Origin of the sequence: Lichenibacterium dinghuense (genome assembly GCF_021730615.1) — a bacterium.
Lineage (GTDB): Bacteria > Pseudomonadota > Alphaproteobacteria > Rhizobiales > Beijerinckiaceae > Lichenihabitans > Lichenihabitans dinghuensis.
The window spans coordinates 880310-900155 of the sequence record NZ_JAJLMN010000001.1; the positions used below are offsets into that span (position 1 = coordinate 880310).

Consider the following 19846-nt stretch of genomic DNA (forward strand, 5'->3'; position numbering starts at 1 on the left):
CTGGAACGCCGATGGACCGACTGGACGCGATGCAGGTGCTGCTCACGGCGGTGGAGTGCGGCAGCCTGTCCAAGGCGAGCCGCAGGCTCGGCCAGCCGCTCGCCACCGTGAGCCGCAAGGTGTCCGATCTCGAAGACCACCTGAGGGCGGAGCTCCTGATCCGCTCGTCACGGGGCCTGGAACTGACGCCCGCCGGCCGGACCTACATCGCGGCGGCCCGCACCGTGTTGGAGCAACTGCACGAGGCCGAGCGGGCCGCCGCGGGCGAGTACGTCGAACCCAAGGGCGACCTCGTCGTCACTGCGCCGGTGATGTTCGGCCGGCTCCACGTCCTGCCCGTGGTCACCGCCTTCCTGGCGGCGTTCCGGGAGGTGTCGGTCGCGCTGATGTTGACGGACCGCGTGACCTATTTCCTCGACGATCAGGTCGACGTGGCCCTCCGCATCGGCGACCTGCCCGACAGCGGCCTGATCGCGACCCGCCTCGGCGCGGTCCGCCGGGTGACCTGCGCGAGCCCGGCCTACCTCGCCTCGCGCGCGGCGCCGGTCACCCCGCAGGACCTCGTCGGCCACGACATGATCTCGTTCGGGAGCGTGTCGTTTCCCACGACTTGGCGCTACTCCTCGAACGGCAAGGAGGTGGCCGTGCCCTTCAGATCGCGCTTGAGCGTCAGCACCGTCGAAGCGGCGATCGACGCGGGCGTCGCCGGCGCGGGGTTGATTCGGACCCTGTCCTACCAAGTCGTCGACCCTGTGCGCGACGGCCGCCTGCGGCTTCTCCTGGAAGGGTTCGAGCCCGCGCCCCGGCCGGTGCACATCGTCTACGACAAGCGGAACCGCCTGCCGCTCAAGCTGCGCGCCTTCGTGGATTTCGCCGTTCCCCGACTGCGCGAGCGCTTGTCGGCGGTGCAGATCTGACACAGCCTCGGAAGTAGCGGGATATCGGCTCGTCACCCGAGCTCATCCGGTCAAGGTGATCCGGGTCCCGGGTGCAGATCTCTCAAAGCTTGGCGTCCACTGCAACGATCCGCAGGCATACACCAGGTCGGTCGATATCCCACGACCGACGAAGGCTCCTCCGCGCGTCTGGTTCGGACCGCGATGAACAAAGGCGATGTCGAGAGATCATGAGAGTGTGTAAGGGCTGTCTTCGACAACGCATCGACTCGCCATGCTGCTCTGTTTCGAGATCCGTTGCGGGAGCTTAGTACAAAGGTTGCGTGTCTCGTAAGTTTTCCAGCCGCCGAGCGCGTCCTCTCGATACGACACTCCAGCATCATCGCGCGCGAATTGATCTGGATCACCCTTCACACGTCTCGCGCTCGCCTCGTCAGTGGAACACGCATGGAGCAGGCTTCGATGTCCATGAGCACTCTCCAGGCGATCCTCGCCACCATGTCGGTCCAGGTCCACGCCTTCGCGTTCTGCGAGATCCAGAACGGGTGGCGGTTGGAGAAGCGAGGGGTGCCGGACGCCCTGATCGTGCATTACATCCTGGCCGGCTCCGGCACGATCCAGGCCGGCGACCGACCACCTGTGGCCTTCGGGCCGCACAGCATCGTCATCCCGCCCCGCAATCTCGCGCATACGATCGGCTTCGCGGACGCCTCGCGAATGCTGCCCGCGGCGGACGGGCTCGGCCTCCTCCCGAACGGCCTCCTCCGCATCACGGCGGGCGATGGAAGCCGCGACATCCTGCTGGCCTGCGGCGCCATCACGGCCCGCTATGCCGGCGCGCTCGGCCTGTTCGACCGGCTGCAGGACGCCGTCGTCGGCGACCTTTCGGCGAGCAAGCACCTGCGGCACGCCTTCTCGTTCATGGTCGAGGAGTTGGCCGAACCCGGTCTCGGGACGGCAGACGTGACGGGGGCGCTGATGAAGCGTTGTCTGGTCTTCTTCCTGCGGCTGCACCTGCAGGACCAGGGGATGTACTCCCCTCTGTTCCGCGCCCTGCGTGATCCGCGCCTCGCCGGCGCCGTCGCGGCCATCGTCGACGCGCCCGCCGCGCCGCACACGGTGGAAAGCCTCGCGGCCCTTTGCGGCATGAGCCGCACCGCATTCGCCGAGCGCTTCTCCGACACGTTCGGCGAGGGGCCGATCGCCTTCCTCCAGCGCGCGAGGCTGCGCCTCGCAGCCCAGGTGCTGGTAACCTCCCCGATGCCCGTGAAGGTGATCGCCGCGAGCGTGGGCTACGCCAGCCGAAGCCACTTCTCCCACGCGTTCAGGGCCGCCTACGGCATCGACCCGACGGCCTTTCGCCGCCGTCGCGCCGAGGCGGACCTCGATCTCGAGCCGCTCGACGCGGTGAACCACCCCGTGTCGCCCGGAGGCTAATCGGCTTGGGAGGCACGCTGTCCTGAGCGATGCGCCGCCTTCGAGGGGTAGATTCCACGGAAGTGGCGGGATTTTGGAGTTGGGTCGGTGGGCGGAGCCCGCCGCCTCCTGGGTGGCCACCGTGCCTCTGGCTAGGATCGGGTTGCGACGCTCGATATCGACCGGAGAACACGATGATCGACGACACCATGCCACTGTTGGACGCGCTGCTGAAGCGCGGTGGGGGCGATTCCATGAAGAGCCTGGCCGAGGAGGTGTTGGCGCGGCTGATGGCTTTCGACGTCGAGGGCCAGATCGGCGCGGGGTGCTTCGAGCGCAGCGAGGCGCGCACCACGCAACGCAACGGCTACCGGCCGCGCGCCTTCGACACGCGTCTGAGCACGCTGGAGCTGAAGATCCCGAAGCTGCGCAAGGGCTCGTACTTTCCGGCGTTCCTTGAGCCGCGCCGCACGACCGAGCAGGCGCTGGTGGCCGTGATCCCGGAGGCGTGGATCAAGGGCGTGTCGACCCGCAAGGGGGACGACCTCGTGCAGGAAGGGCTCTCATCGCGGCAGGCCGCGATGGGTACCCTCCATGGGAATCGAGGGCCTCTCGAAGAGCCAGGTATCGGAGGTGTGTGCCGGCATCGACGGTCGGGTGAACTCCTTTCTGGAGCGGCCGATCGAGGGCGAATGGACGTACCTGAGGCTGGATGCGACGGACCTGAAGGTGCGCGAGGACGGACGCGTGGTGTCGATCGCCGCCATGATCGCGACCGGGGTGAACACCGACGGCCGGCGCGAAATCCTGGGGCTCGGCCTGCGTCCGTCCGAGGCGGCCGTGTTCTGGCTCGACTTCCCGCGCGGCCTGGAGCGGCGCGGCTTCAAGGGCGTCAAGCTCGTCATCTCGGACGCGCACGAGGGCTTGAAGGCCGCCATCGCCCAGGTGTTCAAGGCGACATGGCCGAGGTGCCGCGTGCATTTCCTGAGCAACGCCTTGGCTTATGTGCCGAAGGCACAGCACGCCCTCGACGTTCCGCCTTCCGAGTTCGCGGCCGGGCGCGCGCCCGCACCGGCGCCCTGACGCCGCGCCCGGCCGGCAGCGGGGGAACTCATCCCCACCTCATTCGCGGCGCGCAGGGTCGCCCGCGACCGGGCCCCGGCCCTGCGGAGACGACGGAACATGAAGATCGCCCCCATCGCGCTGTGGTGCGCCGCGCTGCTGTCGACCGCGCTCCTCGCCGCGACGCCCGCCGCGGCGAAGCAGAAGGTCGACCGGGCGCGGGCCGAGGCCGAGCGGGCCTGCTACCTCGACGCCAAGACGCTCTGCCCGGACGCCATGCCGGACGAGGCCAAGGTCACCGCCTGCTTCACCGCCAAGCGGACGCAGCTCAGCCCGGCCTGCGGCGCCATCTTCGACAAGGGGATCTGAGCGGCGCGCGGCCGCTCCGATCCCGGGCGGGCCGACCGCCGGCCTGTCCTTCGACGAGGAGTGGGCCGCCCGGCGTCTCATCCCTGCAACGCCGGCCGGCGACCCGGTGCAGTCCCCCCCGGCCCGCATTCCCCCGGGCGCACTTCGCCGCAGGATGGGCGCATGGACCGCCGAACCCCATCACCGAGCCTCGGCGCCGCCCTCGCCCTGGCGCTCGCGGCGGGCGCCGCCCTCGCGGGGACGGCGGCCGCGGCGGAGGCGCCGGACCAGCCGCCGTCGTCGCGGGCACGGCGGAGCGGCCCGGCCCGGACGGAGCGCCAGCATGCCGCCGCCCGACCTTCCGCAGCGCGCCCCGAGCCCGTGCCGTCTCAGGGCGGGACGGCGGGGCCCTTCCCCGGCCTGCCCGCCTTCGCGCTCGGCCTGCCGACGGTCGGCACGGCGACGCTCGACTCCAAGGGCCTCGGGCTGAGGTCCGACACGAGCGACGCGGTGTTCCACATCGGCGGCCGGCTGCACTACGACTTCGGCACGGCGAACCTCGACCCAAAGCAGACCTTCCGCGCCCTGTCGGCGGACGGCTCCGTGCGGCGGGCCTGGTTCGAGGCGAGCCTGAAGCTCGACGACGTGCTCGTGGCCTTCCAGTACGACCTCGCCTCGGCGACGCGGCCGGTCGACGACGCCTACCTGTCGTATCGCCCGTTCGGCGGCTTCCACGTGGTGGCGGGCAACTTCAAGGAGCCGTTCAGCCTCGAACAGCTCGAAAGCAACAACACCACGCTCTTCGCCGAGCGCTCGCTGCTCGACACGTTCTCGCCGCAGCGCGACGTCGGCCTCGGCTTCGGCGGCAACGGCGAGCGCTGGACGCTGATGGGCGGCGCCTTCGGCGGCACGCCGGTCGCGACCGGCATCGGCCGCTTCGGCGTCGCCGGCACGGCGCGCGCCACCTACGCGCCGGTGCTCGACGCCGTGCAGGTGCTGCATCTCGGCGTCGCGGGCTCCTACCGCGCGCTCGACCGGGGCGGCACGGCGCTGGCCTTCAACGACAAGCCCGAGGACTTCCTGTTCAACAGGTCGCTGATCGCGACCGGCGCGATCCGGAACGCCGACGCGGTCGGCCGCCTCGGCCTCGAGGGCGCCTACCAGTACGGCTCCGTGCGGCTGCAGAGCGAAGTTGCGCTCACGGCCGTGTCGGGCGCCGGCGCGGCGGACCGGACGTTCCAGGCCGGCTACGCCGAGCTCGGCTGGGTGCTGAACGGCCCCGGCCGCAGGTATCGCGTGGAGGCGCCCGGCGCCTCCGAATACGCGGTCTTCGAGGGCGTCGACGTCCCCGAGGAGCGGCGCGTGTCGCGCGGCGGCGTGGGGGTGTTCGAGGTCGCGGCGCGCGTCAGCGCCATCGACCTGCGCTCGGGCCCGGTGCGCGGCGGCGCCGAGCGGGACGGCTCGGTGGGGGTCAACTGGTATCCGGACGCGAACCTGCGCCTGACGGTCGACTACGTCCACGCGCGGGCCGATCCGTCGGCGGCCTCGGTCACGGGCCGGCGCGTCGACAGCGACCAGTTGATCGGGCGGGCGCAGGTCTATTGGTAGCGCGGCGGCATTGCACCGCCTAAGCTGCCGCCATGGCGCTCTTCGAACTCCTCATCGCCCTGCTGCTCGGAGGCGCGGTGCTGACCGCGCTCGCGAACCGCATCGGCGCGCCCTATCCGGTGCTGCTGGCGCTGGCCGGCACGGCGCTGGCGGTGTCGCCCATCTACGTGCCGGGGATCCGGCTCGAGCCCGACCTCGCTCTCACCCTGTTCGTGGCGCCGGTGATCCTGGACGCGGCCTTCGACGCCTCGCCGCGCGACCTGCGCGAGAACTGGGTCCCGGTGACGGGCCTCGTGCTGGTCGCCGTGGCGCTCACCATCACGGCGGTGGCCCTCGTGGCGCGGTGGCTCGTGCCCGGCATGCCCTGGTCGGTCGCGGTGGCGCTCGGCGCCGTGGTGTCGCCGCCCGACCCCGTCTCGGCCACCGCCATCCTGGGCCGCCTGTCGCCGCCCCGCCGGCTCGTGGTAATCCTGGAAGGCGAGGGCCTGCTCAACGACGTCAGCGCGCTGCTGGTCTACCGCCTGGCCGTGGCGGCGGCGGTCGGCACGGAGCTGACGGCCGGCCACGCCGTGCCGCTGTTCCTGCTGAACTCGCTGGGCTCCGTCGCGCTCGGCTGGGCCCTGGCCCGGCTCTACATCCTGCTCGCCGGCCGCATCGCCGACCTCGCCATCTCGGTGGTGACGCAGTTCGTCGCCACCTTCGCGGTCTGGATCGTGGCCGAGAAGCTCGAAGTCTCGACCGTGCTGACCATGGTGGTCTACGCGCTGGTGCTGGCCCACCGCACGTCGAGCGTCCAGAAGGCGGAGGTGCGCCGCGGCTCCTTCGCGGTCTGGGAGGTGGCGGTCTACGTGCTGAACGCGCTGGCCTTCATCCTGATCGGCCTGCAGCTCCAGGACATCGGCGACGCCATCCCCGGCGGCGTCACGCGCTACGTCGGCTTCGGCCTCGCCATCCTGGCCACCGTGATCGCCGTGCGCCTCGCCTGGACGTTCACCTACAACGCGCTGGTGCGCCTCATCGAGCGGTTCACCCTGCCGCCCGAGCAGCGCACGCCGGCGCTCCGCTCCTACAAGAGCGCGCTGGTGGTGGGCTGGTGCGGCATGCGCGGGCTGCTCACGCTCGCGACCGCCCTCGCGCTGCCGTTCGACGGCGCCCTCGGCAACGCCGAGCACCGCGACCTCGTGATCGTCGCGGCCTTCTCGGTGGTGCTCGGCACGCTGGTGATCCAGGGCCTCACGCTCGGGCCGCTGCTCGCCTGGCTCGGGCTCGACGACGACGGCCGCGGCGAGCGCGAGCGCGCCGCCGCCCGCCAGGAGGCGACGCGCGCCGCCATCCGCTCGCTCGACGGCGTCGACGAGCCCGAGGCCGCCATCCTGCGCAAGGAATATTCGGTGGTGCTGCAGGACGAGGCCATGCGCCACCTGCGCCCCCGGATGTTTGGCAAGCTCCGCATGGCCGCCATCGCGGCGGAGCGCGAAACCCTGCTGCGGATGCGGCGCGACCACGCCATCGGCGAGGACGCCTTCCGGGACGTCGAGGAGGAGCTCGACTGGGCCGAGGGCAACGCCCGGCGCCGCGGCCGCGCTCTCCCGGCACCGGAGGAGGAACGGCGATGACGATCGTGGTCCGGGACGCGCGGGACGAGGACCTGCCGCAGATCCTCGCCATCCACAACCACGTGGTCGCGACCTCGACGGCGCATTACAACGCCCACCCGGCCGACCTCGCCGACCGGCGCGCCCTGGTCGCGGGGCGGCGGGCCGCGGGCCTGCCGTTCCTCGTGGCGGCCGAGGGCGACGCCGTCGCGGGCTACGCCTCCTTCGGCCCGTTCCGCCCGCAGGACGGCTTCGCCGCGACGGTGGAGCACATGATCTACGTGGCGCCCGCCTTCCAGCGCCGCGGCGTGGCGGGGCAACTGATGCCGGCGCTGGAGGCGCGGGCGCGGGCACTCGGCGTCCACGTCATGCTGGGCGCCATCGACGCCGAGAACGCGCCCTCGGTCGCGCTGCACGAGCGGCACGGCTTCGTCCGCGTCGGGCTGATGCCCCAGGCCGCGCGCAAGTTCGGCCGCTGGCTAGACCTCCTGTGGATGCAGAAGACGCTGGGCTGAGGGGTCGTCACGGGCCGGCGAGCAGCTCCCGCCCGTCGTGGCCCGCGATGTCCACCTCGGCGATGCGCCCCGGCTCCACGCCCTCGCCGAGCCGCACGGGGGAGAAATCCTCCATCCGCCCCCGGCCGCCGCGCTCGGCCAGCACGGCAGCGCGCGTGCCGGCGTGGCGGTCGAGGTGGCGCGCCAGCGCGGCCTCGCCCGCGGCCCGCAGCGCCGCGGCCCGCGCCCGCACGGCGTCGCCCGGCACGGCCGGCATGCGGGCCGCGGGCGTGCCGGGCCGGGCCGAGAAGGGGAAGACGTGGAGGAATGCGATCCCGCAGTCCGCGACCAGCGCCAGCGACTCCGCGGCGTGGGCGTCGGTCTCGGTCGGGAAGCCGGCGATCAGGTCGGCGCCGAGGGCGATGCCGGGCCGCAGCCGCCGCACCGCCTCGCAGAACGCCACCGCCTCGGCGCGGCCGTGGCGGCGCTTCATGCGCTTCAGGACGAGGTCGGAGCCGTGCTGCAGGGAGAGGTGCAGGTGCGGCATGAAGCGGGTCTCGTCCGCCACCACGTCGAGGAGGTCCCGGTCGGCCTCGACGCAGTCGATGGAGGACAGGCGCAGGCGCTTCAACTCCGGCACCTCGCGCAGGACGCGCTTCAGCAGCGCCCCGAGGCGGAGGCCGTCCGCGTCGTAGGAGGTGACGTCGACGCCGGTCAGCACAGCCTCGGCGGCGCCGGCCGCGACGAGGCCGCGCACCTCCGCGACGACCCGCTCGGGCGCGCGCGAGCGCGACGCGCCGCGCCCGAAGGGGATCACGCAGAAGGTGCAGCGGTGGTCGCAGCCGTTCTGGATCTCGACGAAGCCGCGCGTGTGTCCGCCCGCGGCGCCGGGCCCGAAGACCGGCGGGGCAGCGGGGGCGGGCGCGTGGCCGGGCCGCGCCCAGGCGGCGGGATCGGCCTTGCCGGCGTTGGGGAGCACGCGCGAGATCTCGGGCATGGCGCGCAGCGCGGCGTCGACCTCGGCGGCGCAGCCCGTCAGCACGATCGGCGCGCCCGGCCGGGTCCGCGCGGCGCGGCGCACCGCCTGCCGGGCCTGGCGCACGGCCTCCGAGGTCACGGCGCAGGAGTTGACGATCGTGAGGTCGGCGTGGCCGGCCGCGAGCGCCGCGGCCCGCATGGCCTCGGATTCGACGATGTTGAGCCGGCACCCGAAGGTGACGACCGCGACGCCGCCCGGCCCGCTCACCACGGGGCCGTGCCGCCCGTCGCGGGGTCGAGGCGGCCGCGGTGCTCCAGCTCCACGGGGCCGGTCATCAGCACGGGGCCGCCGGCGCTCCAGTCGATCGCGAGCTCGCCGCCCGGCAGCAGCACGCGGGCGCGCCGGCCGGTGAGCCCGCGCAGGGCCGCGGCCGCCACCGTGGCGCAGGCCGCCGAGCCGCAGGCCAGCGTGGCGCCGGCGCCGCGCTCCCACACCCTGAGCCGGATCTCCCCCGGCCCCCGCACCTCGGCGAAGGACACGTTGGCGCGGTCCGGGAACATGGGGTGGTGCTCGAAGCGGGGGCCGACCGCGGCGAGGTCGATCGCCTCAGCGTCCGGCACGAAGAAGACGGCGTGCGGGTTGCCCATGCTGACGGCGGCCGGCCGCTCCAGCCCCGCGTCCTGGAGCGCGTCGCCGAGGTCGAGGTTGAGCGTGTCGGCCGCCTCCCGCAGCGGGATGTCGCGCCAACCGAAGCGCGGCGGCCCCATGTCGACCGTGAAACGCAGCGGCCCGTCGCGCCGGCACGACACGCGGGTGCCGTCGACGTCGAGCACCACCGCGTCGCCGCCGCCCGTCTCGGCCACGAACCAGGCGACGCAGCGCGAGCCGTTGCCGCAGGCGCCGGCGCGCGACCCGTCCGTGTTGAAGATCCGCACCGCGATGGCGCCCTCGTCGGGGCCGTCCGACAGCGCCATGAGCTGGTCGAAGGCGAGCGGCCCGCGGCACAGGGCGCGGGCGGTGTCGCCCGTGAGGGCCGGAGGGGCGCCGCGCTCGTCCACCACCAGGATGGAATTGCCGGCCCCGTTCATCTTGGCATAGCGGAGCATGGGCGAGAGGTGGCACGGGCCGGGGGCCGCGACAACCCCGGCGCCGGATCCGCGGATGTCGGGCGGGCGGTGTGGACCTCGTGACCGGACGCAGGCTCTGGACGCTCGTCATCCCGGGTCGTTCGCGCCTGCGGCGCTCGGCCCGGGGCGACACGGGGGGCGCGGTGTTCGGCGGCCGGAGACCGGACCGCCGACGTCAGTCCGTCATCACCAGCGCCCAGTAGGTCTTGTAGCGCGTGCCCGGCGCCGCGGCGGCCGCGATGCCGATGCGGCGGATGGGGCGGTAGAGCAGGTTGGCGTCGTGGCCCGGCGAATGCTGCCAGCCGAGGAGCGCGCGCTCGAAGCTCGGATAGCCGGCCGACACGTTCTCGGCCTCGGCGCCGCGCTTGATCCCTTCCGCCGCCACGCGTGCGCCGAGCTCGCCCGCCAGCGTGTGGCTCAGCGTGTCGGCCCGCGCCATGGCGTCGGCCTGGCGCTGCGCCACGCGGTTGAGCGCGGGGTCGACCTCGACGGCGCCGAGCCCGTGCGCCGAGCGGTAGAGCGCGATGGCGCGCCGGGCCGCCTCGACGTCGACCGGCAGGGGACCGGCGCCGACGACCCGCGGCGCCCCTTCGGGCGCGGGCAGGGTGGAGCAGCCGGCCAGCGCGATGGCGGCCAGCGCCGGCGCGCCCGCGCGGAGGACTCGCCTCAGCACCGCCGCGACGTCACTTCAGGAAGACGTAGATGTCGACCTCGAGCGAGTTGTCGTCCGAACTCTTGGTGCGGTTGAGGTATTCCTCGGCGAACATGTTCTTGGCTTCGAGGCCCTTCTCGTCGAGGTAGGCCGTGATGGCCTCGTAGGTGGAGTCGATGTCGTCGTAGGCGCTGCGGTGCTGGAACTTCATCACCTTGCCGCCGGGCGACAGGCCGAAGGACTCGTCCGCCGGCATGTCGGCGGGCTTGGCGCCGGGGTCGGCCGCCACCGGCACCATGGCGGTGTATTTGAAGCCGGCGTCGTCGGTCTCGGTGAAGACCGCCATGGGATGGCCGGTCGGCTGGATCTTGTCCTTGGCGAGCTGCTCGTTGAGCTTGGTGAAGCTGTCGTTGAGCGACTTGAAGCCGTCGTCCCAGGTCGACTGGCCGCTGATCTGCACCACGGGGTGGGGCTGCAGCGTCAGGGTCTGGCTGATGGAATTGTCGCCCGGCGCCGCGGGCGCGGCGGCGCTGGCGTCGGGCGCGGAAGGGGCGGGGGCGGTCGGCGCCGGGGTGGCGGGCGCGTCCGCGGGCGGCGGAGCCGGCGTCGCGGGGGCGGGCGTCGCCGGAGCCGCGGGGACGGCCGGCGCCGGGGCGGTGGTCTGCGCCGGCGTGGTCTGCGCGCGGGCACCCGTCGCCGCGAGCCCGCCCGCCACCGCCGCGGTCAGGGCCAGCCGGCCGAAGCAGCGAAGGAATCCGTTGAAAGCCATTCTGCTGTGTCCCGAGAAGGAGCCGCGGCGATCCCGCGGCGACGCGCTCCGGCGCATCTTATCCGACGGATGGGCCGGAATGGGAACAGGCTAACGGCAAGCTCAAGCGCCCGCTCAGGCGCCGAGCCCGCCCCTGCGCCGGATGAAGTCGATGACCGTGTCGACGCCGTCGCCCGACTTCATGTTGGAGAAGACGTAGGGCTTGCCGCGCCGCATCCGCTCCGTGTCGCGCTCCATGACGTCGAGCGAGGCACCGACCAGGGGCGCGAGGTCGGTCTTGTTGATGACGAGCAGGTCCGACCGGGTGATGCCGGGGCCGCCCTTGCGGGGGATCTTCTCGCCCCCCGACACGTCGATCACGTAGACGGTGAGGTCGGCGAGCTCCGGCGAGAAGGTGGCGGCGAGGTTGTCGCCGCCCGACTCGATCAGGATCAGGTCGAGGTCCGGGAAGCGCCGGTTGAGGTCGTCCACGGCCGCGAGGTTGATCGAGCAGTCCTCGCGGATGGCCGTGTGGGGGCAGCCGCCGGTCTCGACGCCGAGGATGCGGTCGAGCGGGAGCGCCTCGGCGCGCGCCAGGATCTCGGCGTCCTCCTTTGTGTAGATGTCGTTGGTGATGGCGGCGATGCCGTGGTGGTCGCGCAGCCGCTTGCAGAGCTGCTCCATCAGCGCCGTCTTGCCGGAGCCGACGGGTCCGCCGATGCCGACCCGGAGGGGCCCGTTTCTGGAGCTCATGAGCGGAACAGCCTCGAATACAGGGTCTCGTGCCGCAGCGCGGCGACGTCCGACCTTAGGGCACAGGCGCCGAGGTCGTCGAGCGTGGAGGCGGCCGCGAAGGCCCCGAGCCGCCGCGCCTCGGGCAGCAGCGCCGCCGTGACGCGCTGCCCGTCGGTCTGGCCGATGGGGCCGAGCCGCACCGCCGCGGAGACGAGGTTGCCGACGACGCCGAGCGCCAGGGCCTCGAGGCTCGCGCGGAGCGGCAGGCCCGCCGTTCCGGCCGCGGCCCCGAAGGCGACCGGATAGGCGACGTCCTCGCCGCGGGGCAGGGCGGGACAGTGGGCCTCCGGCCAGGAGGCGCGGATCGCGTCCGCGAAGGCCCGGCCGGTGCCGCCCGTCTCCAGCCGCCGCTCGCGCGACGGTGCCAGCGCGAGCGCGAGGTCGTTCAGCTCGGCGAGGGCGCCGGCGTCACCGGCGGGCGCGCGGCGCCAGGCTTCGGCGGCCAGCACGGCGTCCTGCCGGGCCGAGCCGTGGCGCAGGAGGTCGCCGAGCCAGGCCTCGACGCTTGCCGCGTCCTGCACCAGGCCCTCGTCGACCGCGCTCTCCAGCCCGTGGGAATACGCGAAGGCGCCGACCGGGAAGGCCGGAGACAGCCAGGCGAAGAGCTGCAGCGGCGACGGATCGGGCCCGGTCAATGGTCGTGCTTGTGCCCGTGCCCGTGGTGCTCGTGACCGTGATCGTGGTCGTGTTTGTGGCCCTTGCCGTGGTCGTGCTTGTGGTCGTGATCGTGTTTATGGTCGTGGCCGTGCTTGCGGGCGTGCTTCGCCCCTTCGGGGCCGTCGCCGTGCTTGTGGTGGTCCACGGTGCCGTGCGCCGCGCCCGCGTAGGCGCCGCCCTCGGGGTCGAAGGGCGCCTCGATCGCCACCACGCTCGCGCCGAGCCCGCGCAGCATGTCCTCGACGACGTGGTCGCCGCGCAGCCGCAGCGCGTTGCTCATCACCTGCGCGGACAGGTGGCGGTTGCCGATGTGCCAGGCGAGGCGCACGAGGTCGCCCGGCGTGCGCCCGCGCACCTCGATCAGCGGCTCGGCCGCGGCCACCACCTCGACCACGCGCCCGTCGTCCAGCGCGAGCCCGTCGCCGCCGCGCAGGGCCACGGCCTCGTCGAGGTCGAGCAGGAAGTCGAGGCCGCCGGTGCCTCTCATCGAGATGCGGCGGCGGTGCCGGTCGTCGAAGTCGAGCACCACGGCGTCGGCGACGGCGGTGCCCTCGGGCCAGTGGCCGCGGGGCAGGACTCGGGTTGCGCGGATCAAGGGGGCGTCCTCGGAGAACTGATGGGCGGATGGGGTGTCGTCAGCGGCGCGCTTCGCGGTCCGGCTCGACGGGGAAGAAGTCGAGGTCCAGCGCTTCGGCGAGCGAGAAGGGCGGATCGGGCGGGAACAGCGTGAAGTCCATGCCGGTCTCCTTCGCGGCGTCGAGCCGCCCCGACAGGTAGCTGTCGGCGAAAACCTCCTGCGGATAAGCCCGCAAGCTCGGCGCCCTCCGGATGACCCTGGCGATGCGGCGGCGCTGTTCGAGGAGGGTCGCTTCCCAGCTTCTGGTGCGGCTCCCCGGCTGGTACTTCCACTTGAGGAGATGCGCGAGCAGCACGGCCAAGCGGCTCTCGATCTCGTCGCGATAGGAGTTCCCCACCCCCTCCACCTCCTCGACCAGATGGACGATGTCGAGCTCCCCCAGGCGCCCCTCGCGCAGCAGCCGCGCTTGGCGCTCCGACCAGAGGACGAAGTCGGCCTCGTAGGAGGCCTCCGAGACGTCGTCGGGCGGGGCTGCGGCTTGCTGCATCGGATGCAGGGCTCCTGTGCGGTCGATTACAGCACTTCGACGCGCTCGGGATGCACTACCTCGACCTTGCGGTCGACGAGGTAGTCCGCCGACACACGGCGCCATTCCCGGAGGTGCGGCGTGTCGAAATGCGCCGACAGGGCCTCGCGCGACGCCCAGCGCTCGACGAAAAGGAACTCGTTCGGCTCCGTGATGCTGCTCGTGAGGTCGTAGGACAGGCAGCCCTCCTCCTTGATCGTGTGGGCGATCACGCTGCGCGCGTCCTCCAGGAAGCTGGCGCGCTTCTCGGGATGGATGTGGAGGGTCGCGATCACGACGATCATGGGCGGTGTCCTTCCTGGTCCGGCCCGTCCGGCGGCGCTCGGGCACGGCCGGCAGGGTGCCCGGATGTAACGCCCGAGCCCGGCCTTCGGCAACTGCCCGGAGCCGGGCCGCTTTGTGCCGCCCGCCCGAGCAGCTAAGGGGAGGCGCGCCGGATCATCGGCGGCGGACGACAGGCGGGCGATGCACGGCGACGGAACGGGCGCGGGGTCGAACACGGGATCGCGCGGCGCGCTGGGCTCCGCCCTGCGGGGCGCGGCGGTCCTGGCCGCCGTGGCGGCCGTCGCCGCCGCGGCGCTGCTGTCCGTGCTGCGCCCGCTGTCCCTCGCCATGCCGGGCAGCGGCCTCGACCCGTCCTGGATCGCGGTGCTGGGCGAGGCCGCGGTGCGGCACGCCCGCTGGGGCGTCGACCTCGCCTTCACCTACGGCCCCGCATCCGCGCTGGTGACGCGCTACTTCACCGACGGCTATCTCGCGTCGGCCCTGCCGTTCCTCGTCGGGGTCGCGCTGGTCGACGCCCTGGCGCTGGTGTGTCTCGCGCGGGCCGCCGCGGCGGGGCGGCGCTTCGGCGGAGCCTTGATCGCCGTCGCGGTCGCGGCGGAGGTGGCGGCCCTCGCGGCGGAGCTGGCGCTCGACCAGGACAGCTTCTACTTCGCGCTAGCGCTCGCCCTGCTGCTGCTCGACCTCGTGCGCCGGCCGGGGCAGCGGCTGCCGCTCGCGGCCGTGCTGCTCGGCGCGGCGCTGCTCGGCGCGGCGGGGCTGGCCAAGACGAGCTACGGCGTCGTCGCCCTGGGCGTCTTCGCCGTCGCCGATGCGCGGCGGCTCCTGGAGCTGCGGCGGCCGCCCGTGCTGGTGCCGGTCGCGCTCGCCGCGGCGCTCGCGGCCTTCCTGGCCTGCGGGCAGCGGCCCGGCGACCTGCCGGCCTACCTCGACCTGCAGGGCCAGGTGGCGGCGGGCTACGGCGAGGCCATGTATCTGCCGCCCGGCCGCTGGGAGCTCGGGCTGTTCCTGTGCTGCGCCGCCGGGCTCATCGCCGTGGCGGGGATCGCGGGCACCCCCGGGCGGTGGGGCCGGGTCGCCGCCGCGCTCGGCACCGCCTTCGTGCTCGCCCTGTCGGTCAAGGCCGGCTTCGTGCGGGCCGACACGCACACGCAGATCGCGTGGTCCCTGCTCGGCCTCGCGGGCGTCGCGGTCGCGGTCGGGCTCGTGCTGCCGCGCTCCGCCGGAGGCGCCGCCCTGCTCGGCGCGTGCTCGCTCGCCGTGCTCTGGGTCGTGGGGCCGCTGTTCTTCCTGGCCGCCACGGAGCGCGCGCCCCGCCTCGCCGCGCTGCCCGAGGTGTATCGCGACATGGGCGCCGTGCTCCGCGCGGAGCGGGGCGCCTGGGCGGGTTTCCTGCGCGACCCGTCGGCCTTCGCCGCCGCGGCCCGCGCCGCGAAGGCGGCCGCCTGGGCCGGCATCCGCGACGCCCAGCCCCTGCCGCCCCTCGCCGGCAGCGTCGACATGCTGCCCTCCGATCAGAGCGCGCTGCTCGCGAACGGGCTCGACTATCGCCCGCGCCCGAGCTTCCAGGACTACTCGACCTACAGCGCGGGACTGATCGGCGCCAACGCCGCCTTCTACGCCGGCCCCCGCGCGCCGGACTGGGTGATCTTCGACGCGGGGGCGCTCGACGACCGCCATCCCAACACGACGGAAGGCGCGCTGTGGCCCGATCTCCTGCGCCGCTACGAGCCGCAGCGCCGCGTCGGCCCCGGGATCGCCCTGCGCCGGCGGCCCCTGCCGCTGCCCGACGTGCTCGGGGACGCGATCCCGCGCGACGCGAAGCTCGGCGCGCGCGTCGCCGTGCCGGTGCCCGGCCCGGTCTTCGCCCGCGTGACGGTGCAGAAGACGCTCCTCGGGCGCCTCGCCTCCGCCCTGTTCCGCCCGCCGGCGCTGAGCCTGCAACTGACGCTCGCCGACGGCGGCGAGCGGACGTACCGCTTCGTCCCCGCCATCGCGGCGGCCGGCTTCCTGCTGTCGCCGCTCGTCGAGGACGCCGACGGCTTCGCCGACCTCGCCTTCGGCCACGGCGCGGAGGCCGGGGCGGGCGAGGTCAAGGCCTTGACGGTGGGCGGCTCGCCCTGGACGCGCTTCTTCTACGATCCCGACGTCGAGATCGCCTTCTACCCCGTCGCGGTCGCGGCTGCGCCGCCGAGCGCCGAAGCAGCGCCGCTGGCCGCCGAACTCGCCCACGCCCAAGCGTGGCGAAAGCTGGCCCGCGCGATCGACGCCGGCGCGCCGATGGACGGCGACCGGCTGTCCGTGCCGGCCCCGACCGCGCTGACGGTGCCGGTCGCGGGGGCGCGCCGCCTCCGGGTCGCGTTCGGCATCGCGGACGGGGCCTGGACCGACGGAAAGACGCAGGGCGTGTGCTTCGCCCTCCGCGCGTCGCCCGGCGCGGCGCCGCTGTGGCGGCGATGCCTCGAGCCCCGGACGGTGGCGGCCGACCGCGGGCCGCAGTCGGCCGAGATCGCGCTTCCGCCGGGCCTCGCCACCGTCACGGCCGAGACCGACTGCGTCGCGGACTGCTCGTGGGGCTGGTCCTACTGGAGCGACATCGCGTCCGCCGAATGAGGCGGCCGATCGGGAGGGGCCCCCTCCAGGGCCGACGCGGGCCGGATTGGCAGGGCCGGCGGGGTGATCTAATCCTCCCGTCGTGGTTCACCCTGGGGCCGAGATGGATCTGAGACCCGCGCCGCTCGACCTCGCCGCGGCGGAGCCGCACCTGCCCGCCCCTCTGCGGCCCATCGCCCGCCGGCTCGACCTCCGGCTGGCCCGCCGCGATGGCATGGAGTCCGACGACGTCCACTACCTGTCGGTCGGCGCTTCCGCGCTCAACGTCATCCGGGTGGCCCTGTCCCTGGCGGGGCTGCCGGAGCCCGGCCGCGTGCTCGACTTCGGCTCGGGCGCCGGCCGGGTCACCCGCTGGCTCCGGGCCGCCTATCCCGACGCGGTCCTCGCCTGCTGCGACCTGCGCCCGCAGGACGTGGCCTTCTGCCGGGACCTTCTCGGGGTGGAAGCCTGGGCGTCCAGCGCCGACATCGAGGCGATCGCGTTCCGCGGCCCCCACGACCTGATCTGGATGGGCTCCGTCCTCACGCACCTCGACGAGGACGGGACGCGCCGCCTCGTGGACCGGGCCATGGCGGCGTTGAATCCGGGCGGCCTGCTGGTCGCGAGCACCAGCGGGCGCGCGGCGCGCGCCGTGCAGGACCACGACGGCTCCTACCTGGAGGGGGACGGGTGGCCGTCGGTCAAGCGCGGCTACGACGAGGGCGGGTACGGCTACGTCGACTATCCGGCCGGGGAAGGGTTCGCACCCGGATACGGGATCTCGCTGTCGAGCCCGGCTTGGCTGACGAGGCTCGCGACGGCCTCCCCCGGCCGGCGCCTCGTCATGCTGGCCGAGGGCGTGTGGGACGGCAACGGCGACGTCGTCGCCCTGCAGGTCGCCCCGGAGTTCGCCCGGGACCGGGATGTGCCCGGCCCGGAGGCGCGCGAGGCCGCGCGGCTGCGGGACCGGGTCGCGGGCCTCGAAGGCTCGACCTCCTGGCGCGTGACGGCGCCGATGCGGCGGATCGCGGCCGCGATCAAGGGGCCGGACCGGGGCTGAGGCCGCGCCCGGCGCGTCCGCTCAACCCGCCGACGCGCGGAGCGGGATCGACAGGCGGTGGCGCAGCCCGGCCGCGTCCTCCGCCGTCACGTCGAGGCAGGCCCGCGCGGTGCCGGAATCCGCGGGGAGATCGCCGGTGTCGAAGCGCAGGACGAAGCTGCGCGACAGCAGCTCGGCCCGCTTCGGATGCGGGGCCGGCGCCGACCATTCCAGCGCGACCGGCAGGGGGTGGCCGTCCACCGACGCCTCGATGCGCTCGGCGCCGCGGCGCATGGCGATGAAGCCCCGCACCTCGGCGGCGCCCGGCGCGACCTCCAGGCCGTAGCTGTCGAGGTAGGGTTTCGACGGATCGAACCGCTGCTCGATCATGCCGAAGGCGTCGGGGTGGAAGTCCTGACGCGTGCCCACCTCGACGATGCGGCCCGCGGCCTGCCCGTCCGCCCGCATCGGCGCGCCGGGCACGGGCTTCCGCATCACGGCCAGCGTGTCGTAGTCGAGGAAGCCGTTCGGCGCGATGAAGTCGATGTCGAAGATCGCGCCCCAGTAGCGCTGGACCCATTCGGGCGTCAGGAACAGCATGGGGCCGCCCATGCTCCACGGGTTGAAGGGGTTCGCCAGCACCATGCCGCGGTTGGCCGCGAAGGGCTCCGCGAGCTGGTCCTCGTACGAGTTCTGGCCCGGGAAGGTCAGGATGAAGGTGCCGCCCGGCTTCAGGATGCGGCGCAGCTCCACGGCGAGCTGGTGCCAGTCGTCGTAGACCTGGCTGAACACCCCGACCGCGTAGACGAGGTCGAAGGAGTTGTCCTCGAAGGGCAGCGAGGGGGCCGGGCTGATCCGGTAGAAGCGGAACGGCGGCGACAGCTGCTCGGTGAGCCAGCGGATGCTGGGCCCGTCGATGTCGCAGCCCCAGAACTCGCAGCGGCGCGCCTCCTCGGTGAAGTAGCGGATCACGCGGCCGATGCCGCAGCCGTAGTCGAGGCAGCGCTTGCCGGCGAAGTCGAATCCTTCCGGCAGGCAGCGCAGGAGCGTGTCGTGCACGCCGCGGCCGACGACGGCCATGTGGTCGAGGTCGGGGGAGCCGATCCGCGCCGAGAGCGGCTGGGGCGGGGCCGGACGTCCGTCGGGGGCGGGCGGGGCCGCGGGCCCGAGCGGGAAGTCGACGCGGCTCACGGCGTAGCGGTGCCCGACCGAGAAGGGCAGGAGGCCGGCCCGGCTGGCGACCGCGAAGCTGTCGAAGGCCTGGCCCGCGTCGATGGCCTTGGGGCTGCGGCCCGAGGCCCGCCCGACGCGCAGGTAGTGCAGCAGGGGGTTCACGCCGGCCATGCCGGCCTCGGTGCATTCCCCGATGTACCATTGCCAGTCGAAGTCCGGGCCGGGGTCGCGGCCCTCGGCGGCGCCGACGCTGAGGTAGTGCACCGCCGGGTCCATGCCGGAGGCGGCGACGTCCGGGTAGCGGGCGAGGTAGAAACCCGCGTCGAACAGGCCGCTCGCCCGCAGTTCGGCGGCGTCGCGCTCCTGCGCGGTCGGACCGGGCGGCGCGGCGGGCACCGCGGGCTCGGAATGGCCCGCGGCCCCGCGCAGCGCCCGCTTCAAGCGTGTCCCCACCATCGTTCCCTCGCTCCGTGATGCGGTCCCGGCGGGCCGCGCGTCGCCGGCAGGGGCGACCCGCGGCCGGCGCCGGTCATCGGAAGGTGAAATCCAGCACCAGATCGCCCCTGAGTCCCGGTGCCGCCCCGGCCGCCGCGCCCGCCTGCGGGCTCGCGGCCGGGGCGGTGACGAACCGGATCACCCGCCCGCCGGCCGCGTTCGACGCCCCGATCAGCGACGGATGCTCGCCCAGCAGCCGCGCCGACAGCACCGATGCCCCGAGCTCGCCGTAGCGGTCGGGCGCCAGCGGCGCCCCGGGCGGGGCGGCTTCGAGCCGGACGCCGACGTCCAGCGCGTCGAGGTCGAGCCGCGCGAAGGCGGAGCAGCCGGGGTCGTCGCTGCGCGGCGCCGTCACGCAGGCGGTCGCGTCGGCCAGGGCCGCGCCGAGCCGGCCCACCGCCGTCCCCTCCACCGCGGGCAGGCCGGACGCGTCGGCGGCGAGCACGTCCTGCAGCGGCAGCAGCACGGCGCCGTGCGCGGCGTCGGCCGCGGCGGCGAGGCCCCCGGCGCGCAGGCGGCCGGCCAGCGCGTCCAGGAAGGCGGCGATATCGGCGCGGCGCCGGGCCGCGTCCCGCTTGGCGGCCTCGCTGGCGACGGACTGGTCCGACACCTGCTGGAAGTACACCTGCGCGGCCACGAGGATCAGCAGCACGAACAGGACGCCGACCACCATGTCGAAGAAGGGCCGGAAGTCGATCTCGTCGTCTGCCCCGGACACGCCCACC

General features: G+C 73.8%; 19 protein-coding genes and 1 pseudogene. 9 read left to right on the top strand and 11 right to left on the bottom strand.

What is annotated here, in order from left to right:
* Positions 1–11 precede the first annotated feature (11 nt).
* The 7 genes and pseudogenes from L7N97_RS04235 to L7N97_RS04265 all read left to right on the top strand — a co-directional run bounded on the left by L7N97_RS04235 (position 12) and on the right by L7N97_RS04265 (position 7440).
* Positions 12–917: a LysR family transcriptional regulator gene (locus L7N97_RS04235; protein ID WP_237477111.1), complete on the top strand. Its 906-nt coding sequence runs from the start codon at positions 12–14 to the stop codon at positions 915–917.
* Positions 918–1358: 441 nt separating this feature from the next.
* Positions 1359–2333 carry a helix-turn-helix domain-containing protein gene (locus L7N97_RS04240; RefSeq protein ID WP_237477112.1) on the top strand — a complete coding sequence of 325 codons (975 nt, stop codon included), beginning with the start codon at positions 1359–1361 and terminating at the stop codon, positions 2331–2333.
* Between the two features lie 173 nt (positions 2334–2506).
* Positions 2507–3341 (top strand): annotated as a pseudogene (locus tag L7N97_RS04245) (IS256 family transposase); the annotation flags it as partial.
* 153 nt (positions 3342–3494) lie between these two features.
* Positions 3495–3743 (top strand): hypothetical protein, encoded by a 249-nt coding sequence (locus L7N97_RS04250; RefSeq protein WP_237477113.1) that lies wholly within the window; start codon positions 3495–3497, stop codon positions 3741–3743.
* 162 nt (positions 3744–3905) lie between these two features.
* Positions 3906–5330, top strand: a complete 1425-nt coding sequence (locus L7N97_RS04255; RefSeq protein WP_237477114.1) for an OprO/OprP family phosphate-selective porin — start codon at positions 3906–3908, stop codon at positions 5328–5330.
* 32 nt (positions 5331–5362) lie between these two features.
* Positions 5363–6946 (top strand): cation:proton antiporter, encoded by a 1584-nt coding sequence (locus L7N97_RS04260; protein WP_237477115.1) that lies wholly within the window; start codon positions 5363–5365, stop codon positions 6944–6946.
* Positions 6943–7440 carry a GNAT family N-acetyltransferase gene (locus L7N97_RS04265; RefSeq protein ID WP_237477116.1) on the top strand — a complete coding sequence of 166 codons (498 nt, stop codon included), beginning with the start codon at positions 6943–6945 and terminating at the stop codon, positions 7438–7440. Before L7N97_RS04260 ends, L7N97_RS04265 begins: the two co-directional genes overlap by 4 nt.
* A 7-nt stretch (positions 7441–7447) precedes the next feature.
* On the opposite strand, the gene L7N97_RS04270 is transcribed toward L7N97_RS04265, so the two are convergent.
* From L7N97_RS04270 to L7N97_RS04310, 9 genes are all read right to left on the bottom strand, one after another.
* The gene (locus L7N97_RS04270) at positions 7448–8596 is read right to left on the bottom strand and encodes a MiaB/RimO family radical SAM methylthiotransferase (RefSeq protein WP_237482036.1); all 1149 of its coding nucleotides are present in this window, start codon (positions 8594–8596) and stop codon (positions 7448–7450) included.
* Positions 8597–8661: 65 nt separating this feature from the next.
* Complete coding sequence (gene dapF, locus L7N97_RS04275; RefSeq protein ID WP_237477117.1) at positions 8662–9504, bottom strand: diaminopimelate epimerase; 843 nt, start codon at positions 9502–9504, stop codon at positions 8662–8664.
* Positions 9505–9700: 196 nt separating this feature from the next.
* Entirely contained in the window at positions 9701–10198 is a 498-nt protein-coding gene (locus L7N97_RS04280; protein ID WP_237477118.1) for a CAP domain-containing protein, read from the bottom strand.
* 10 nt (positions 10199–10208) lie between these two features.
* Positions 10209–10946, bottom strand: a complete 738-nt coding sequence (locus tag L7N97_RS04285) for a GyrI-like domain-containing protein (RefSeq protein ID WP_237477119.1) — start codon at positions 10944–10946, stop codon at positions 10209–10211.
* 114 nt (positions 10947–11060) lie between these two features.
* The gene (ureG, locus tag L7N97_RS04290; RefSeq protein ID WP_237477120.1) at positions 11061–11678 is read right to left on the bottom strand and encodes an urease accessory protein UreG; all 618 of its coding nucleotides are present in this window, start codon (positions 11676–11678) and stop codon (positions 11061–11063) included.
* Entirely contained in the window at positions 11675–12355 is a 681-nt protein-coding gene (locus tag L7N97_RS04295) for an urease accessory protein UreF (protein ID WP_237477121.1), read from the bottom strand. Before L7N97_RS04295 ends, ureG begins: the two co-directional genes overlap by 4 nt.
* Positions 12352–12972, bottom strand: coding sequence for an urease accessory protein UreE (locus L7N97_RS04300; protein WP_237477122.1), 621 nt, complete (start codon positions 12970–12972; stop codon positions 12352–12354). Before L7N97_RS04300 ends, L7N97_RS04295 begins: the two co-directional genes overlap by 4 nt.
* A gap of 40 nt (positions 12973–13012) precedes the next feature.
* Positions 13013–13501, bottom strand: coding sequence for a DUF29 domain-containing protein (locus L7N97_RS04305; RefSeq protein WP_237477123.1), 489 nt, complete (start codon positions 13499–13501; stop codon positions 13013–13015).
* A gap of 26 nt (positions 13502–13527) precedes the next feature.
* On the bottom strand, positions 13528–13824 hold the full coding sequence (locus L7N97_RS04310) for a putative quinol monooxygenase (protein WP_237477124.1): 297 nt from the start codon (positions 13822–13824) through the stop codon (positions 13528–13530).
* Positions 13825–14005: 181 nt separating this feature from the next.
* Here L7N97_RS04310 and L7N97_RS04315 point away from each other — a divergent pair, with 181 nt between their 5' ends.
* Positions 14006–16435 carry a hypothetical protein gene (locus L7N97_RS04315; protein ID WP_237477125.1) on the top strand — a complete coding sequence of 810 codons (2430 nt, stop codon included), beginning with the start codon at positions 14006–14008 and terminating at the stop codon, positions 16433–16435.
* 103 nt (positions 16436–16538) lie between these two features.
* Complete coding sequence (locus L7N97_RS04320; protein WP_237477126.1) at positions 16539–17474, top strand: class I SAM-dependent methyltransferase; 936 nt, start codon at positions 16539–16541, stop codon at positions 17472–17474.
* Between the two features lie 21 nt (positions 17475–17495).
* Here the strand turns inward: L7N97_RS04320 and L7N97_RS04325 are convergent, their stop codons facing one another.
* Positions 17496–19082, bottom strand: coding sequence for a class I SAM-dependent methyltransferase (locus tag L7N97_RS04325; protein ID WP_237477127.1), 1587 nt, complete (start codon positions 19080–19082; stop codon positions 17496–17498).
* A gap of 73 nt (positions 19083–19155) precedes the next feature.
* Positions 19156–19839, bottom strand: a complete 684-nt coding sequence (locus tag L7N97_RS04330) for a hypothetical protein (RefSeq protein ID WP_237477128.1) — start codon at positions 19837–19839, stop codon at positions 19156–19158.
* Positions 19840–19846 lie beyond the last annotated feature (7 nt).

Coding starts and splice junctions, on each gene's coding strand:
- L7N97_RS04235 (WP_237477111.1), top strand. CDS start 12: ATGGACCGACTGGACGCGATGCAGGTGCTGCTCACGGCGGTGGAGTGC.
- L7N97_RS04240 (WP_237477112.1), top strand. CDS start 1,359: ATGTCCATGAGCACTCTCCAGGCGATCCTCGCCACCATGTCGGTCCAG.
- L7N97_RS04250 (WP_237477113.1), top strand. CDS start 3,495: ATGAAGATCGCCCCCATCGCGCTGTGGTGCGCCGCGCTGCTGTCGACC.
- L7N97_RS04255 (WP_237477114.1), top strand. CDS start 3,906: ATGGACCGCCGAACCCCATCACCGAGCCTCGGCGCCGCCCTCGCCCTG.
- L7N97_RS04260 (WP_237477115.1), top strand. CDS start 5,363: ATGGCGCTCTTCGAACTCCTCATCGCCCTGCTGCTCGGAGGCGCGGTG.
- L7N97_RS04265 (WP_237477116.1), top strand. CDS start 6,943: ATGACGATCGTGGTCCGGGACGCGCGGGACGAGGACCTGCCGCAGATC.
- L7N97_RS04270 (WP_237482036.1), bottom strand. CDS start 8,596: ATGCGGGCCGCGGCGCTCGCGGCCGGCCACGCCGACCTCACGATCGTC.
- dapF (WP_237477117.1), bottom strand. CDS start 9,504: ATGCTCCGCTATGCCAAGATGAACGGGGCCGGCAATTCCATCCTGGTG.
- L7N97_RS04285 (WP_237477119.1), bottom strand. CDS start 10,946: ATGGCTTTCAACGGATTCCTTCGCTGCTTCGGCCGGCTGGCCCTGACC.
- ureG (WP_237477120.1), bottom strand. CDS start 11,678: ATGAGCTCCAGAAACGGGCCCCTCCGGGTCGGCATCGGCGGACCCGTC.
- L7N97_RS04305 (WP_237477123.1), bottom strand. CDS start 13,501: ATGCAGCAAGCCGCAGCCCCGCCCGACGACGTCTCGGAGGCCTCCTAC.
- L7N97_RS04310 (WP_237477124.1), bottom strand. CDS start 13,824: ATGATCGTCGTGATCGCGACCCTCCACATCCATCCCGAGAAGCGCGCC.
- L7N97_RS04315 (WP_237477125.1), top strand. CDS start 14,006: ATGCACGGCGACGGAACGGGCGCGGGGTCGAACACGGGATCGCGCGGC.
- L7N97_RS04320 (WP_237477126.1), top strand. CDS start 16,539: ATGGATCTGAGACCCGCGCCGCTCGACCTCGCCGCGGCGGAGCCGCAC.
- L7N97_RS04325 (WP_237477127.1), bottom strand. CDS start 19,082: ATGGTGGGGACACGCTTGAAGCGGGCGCTGCGCGGGGCCGCGGGCCAT.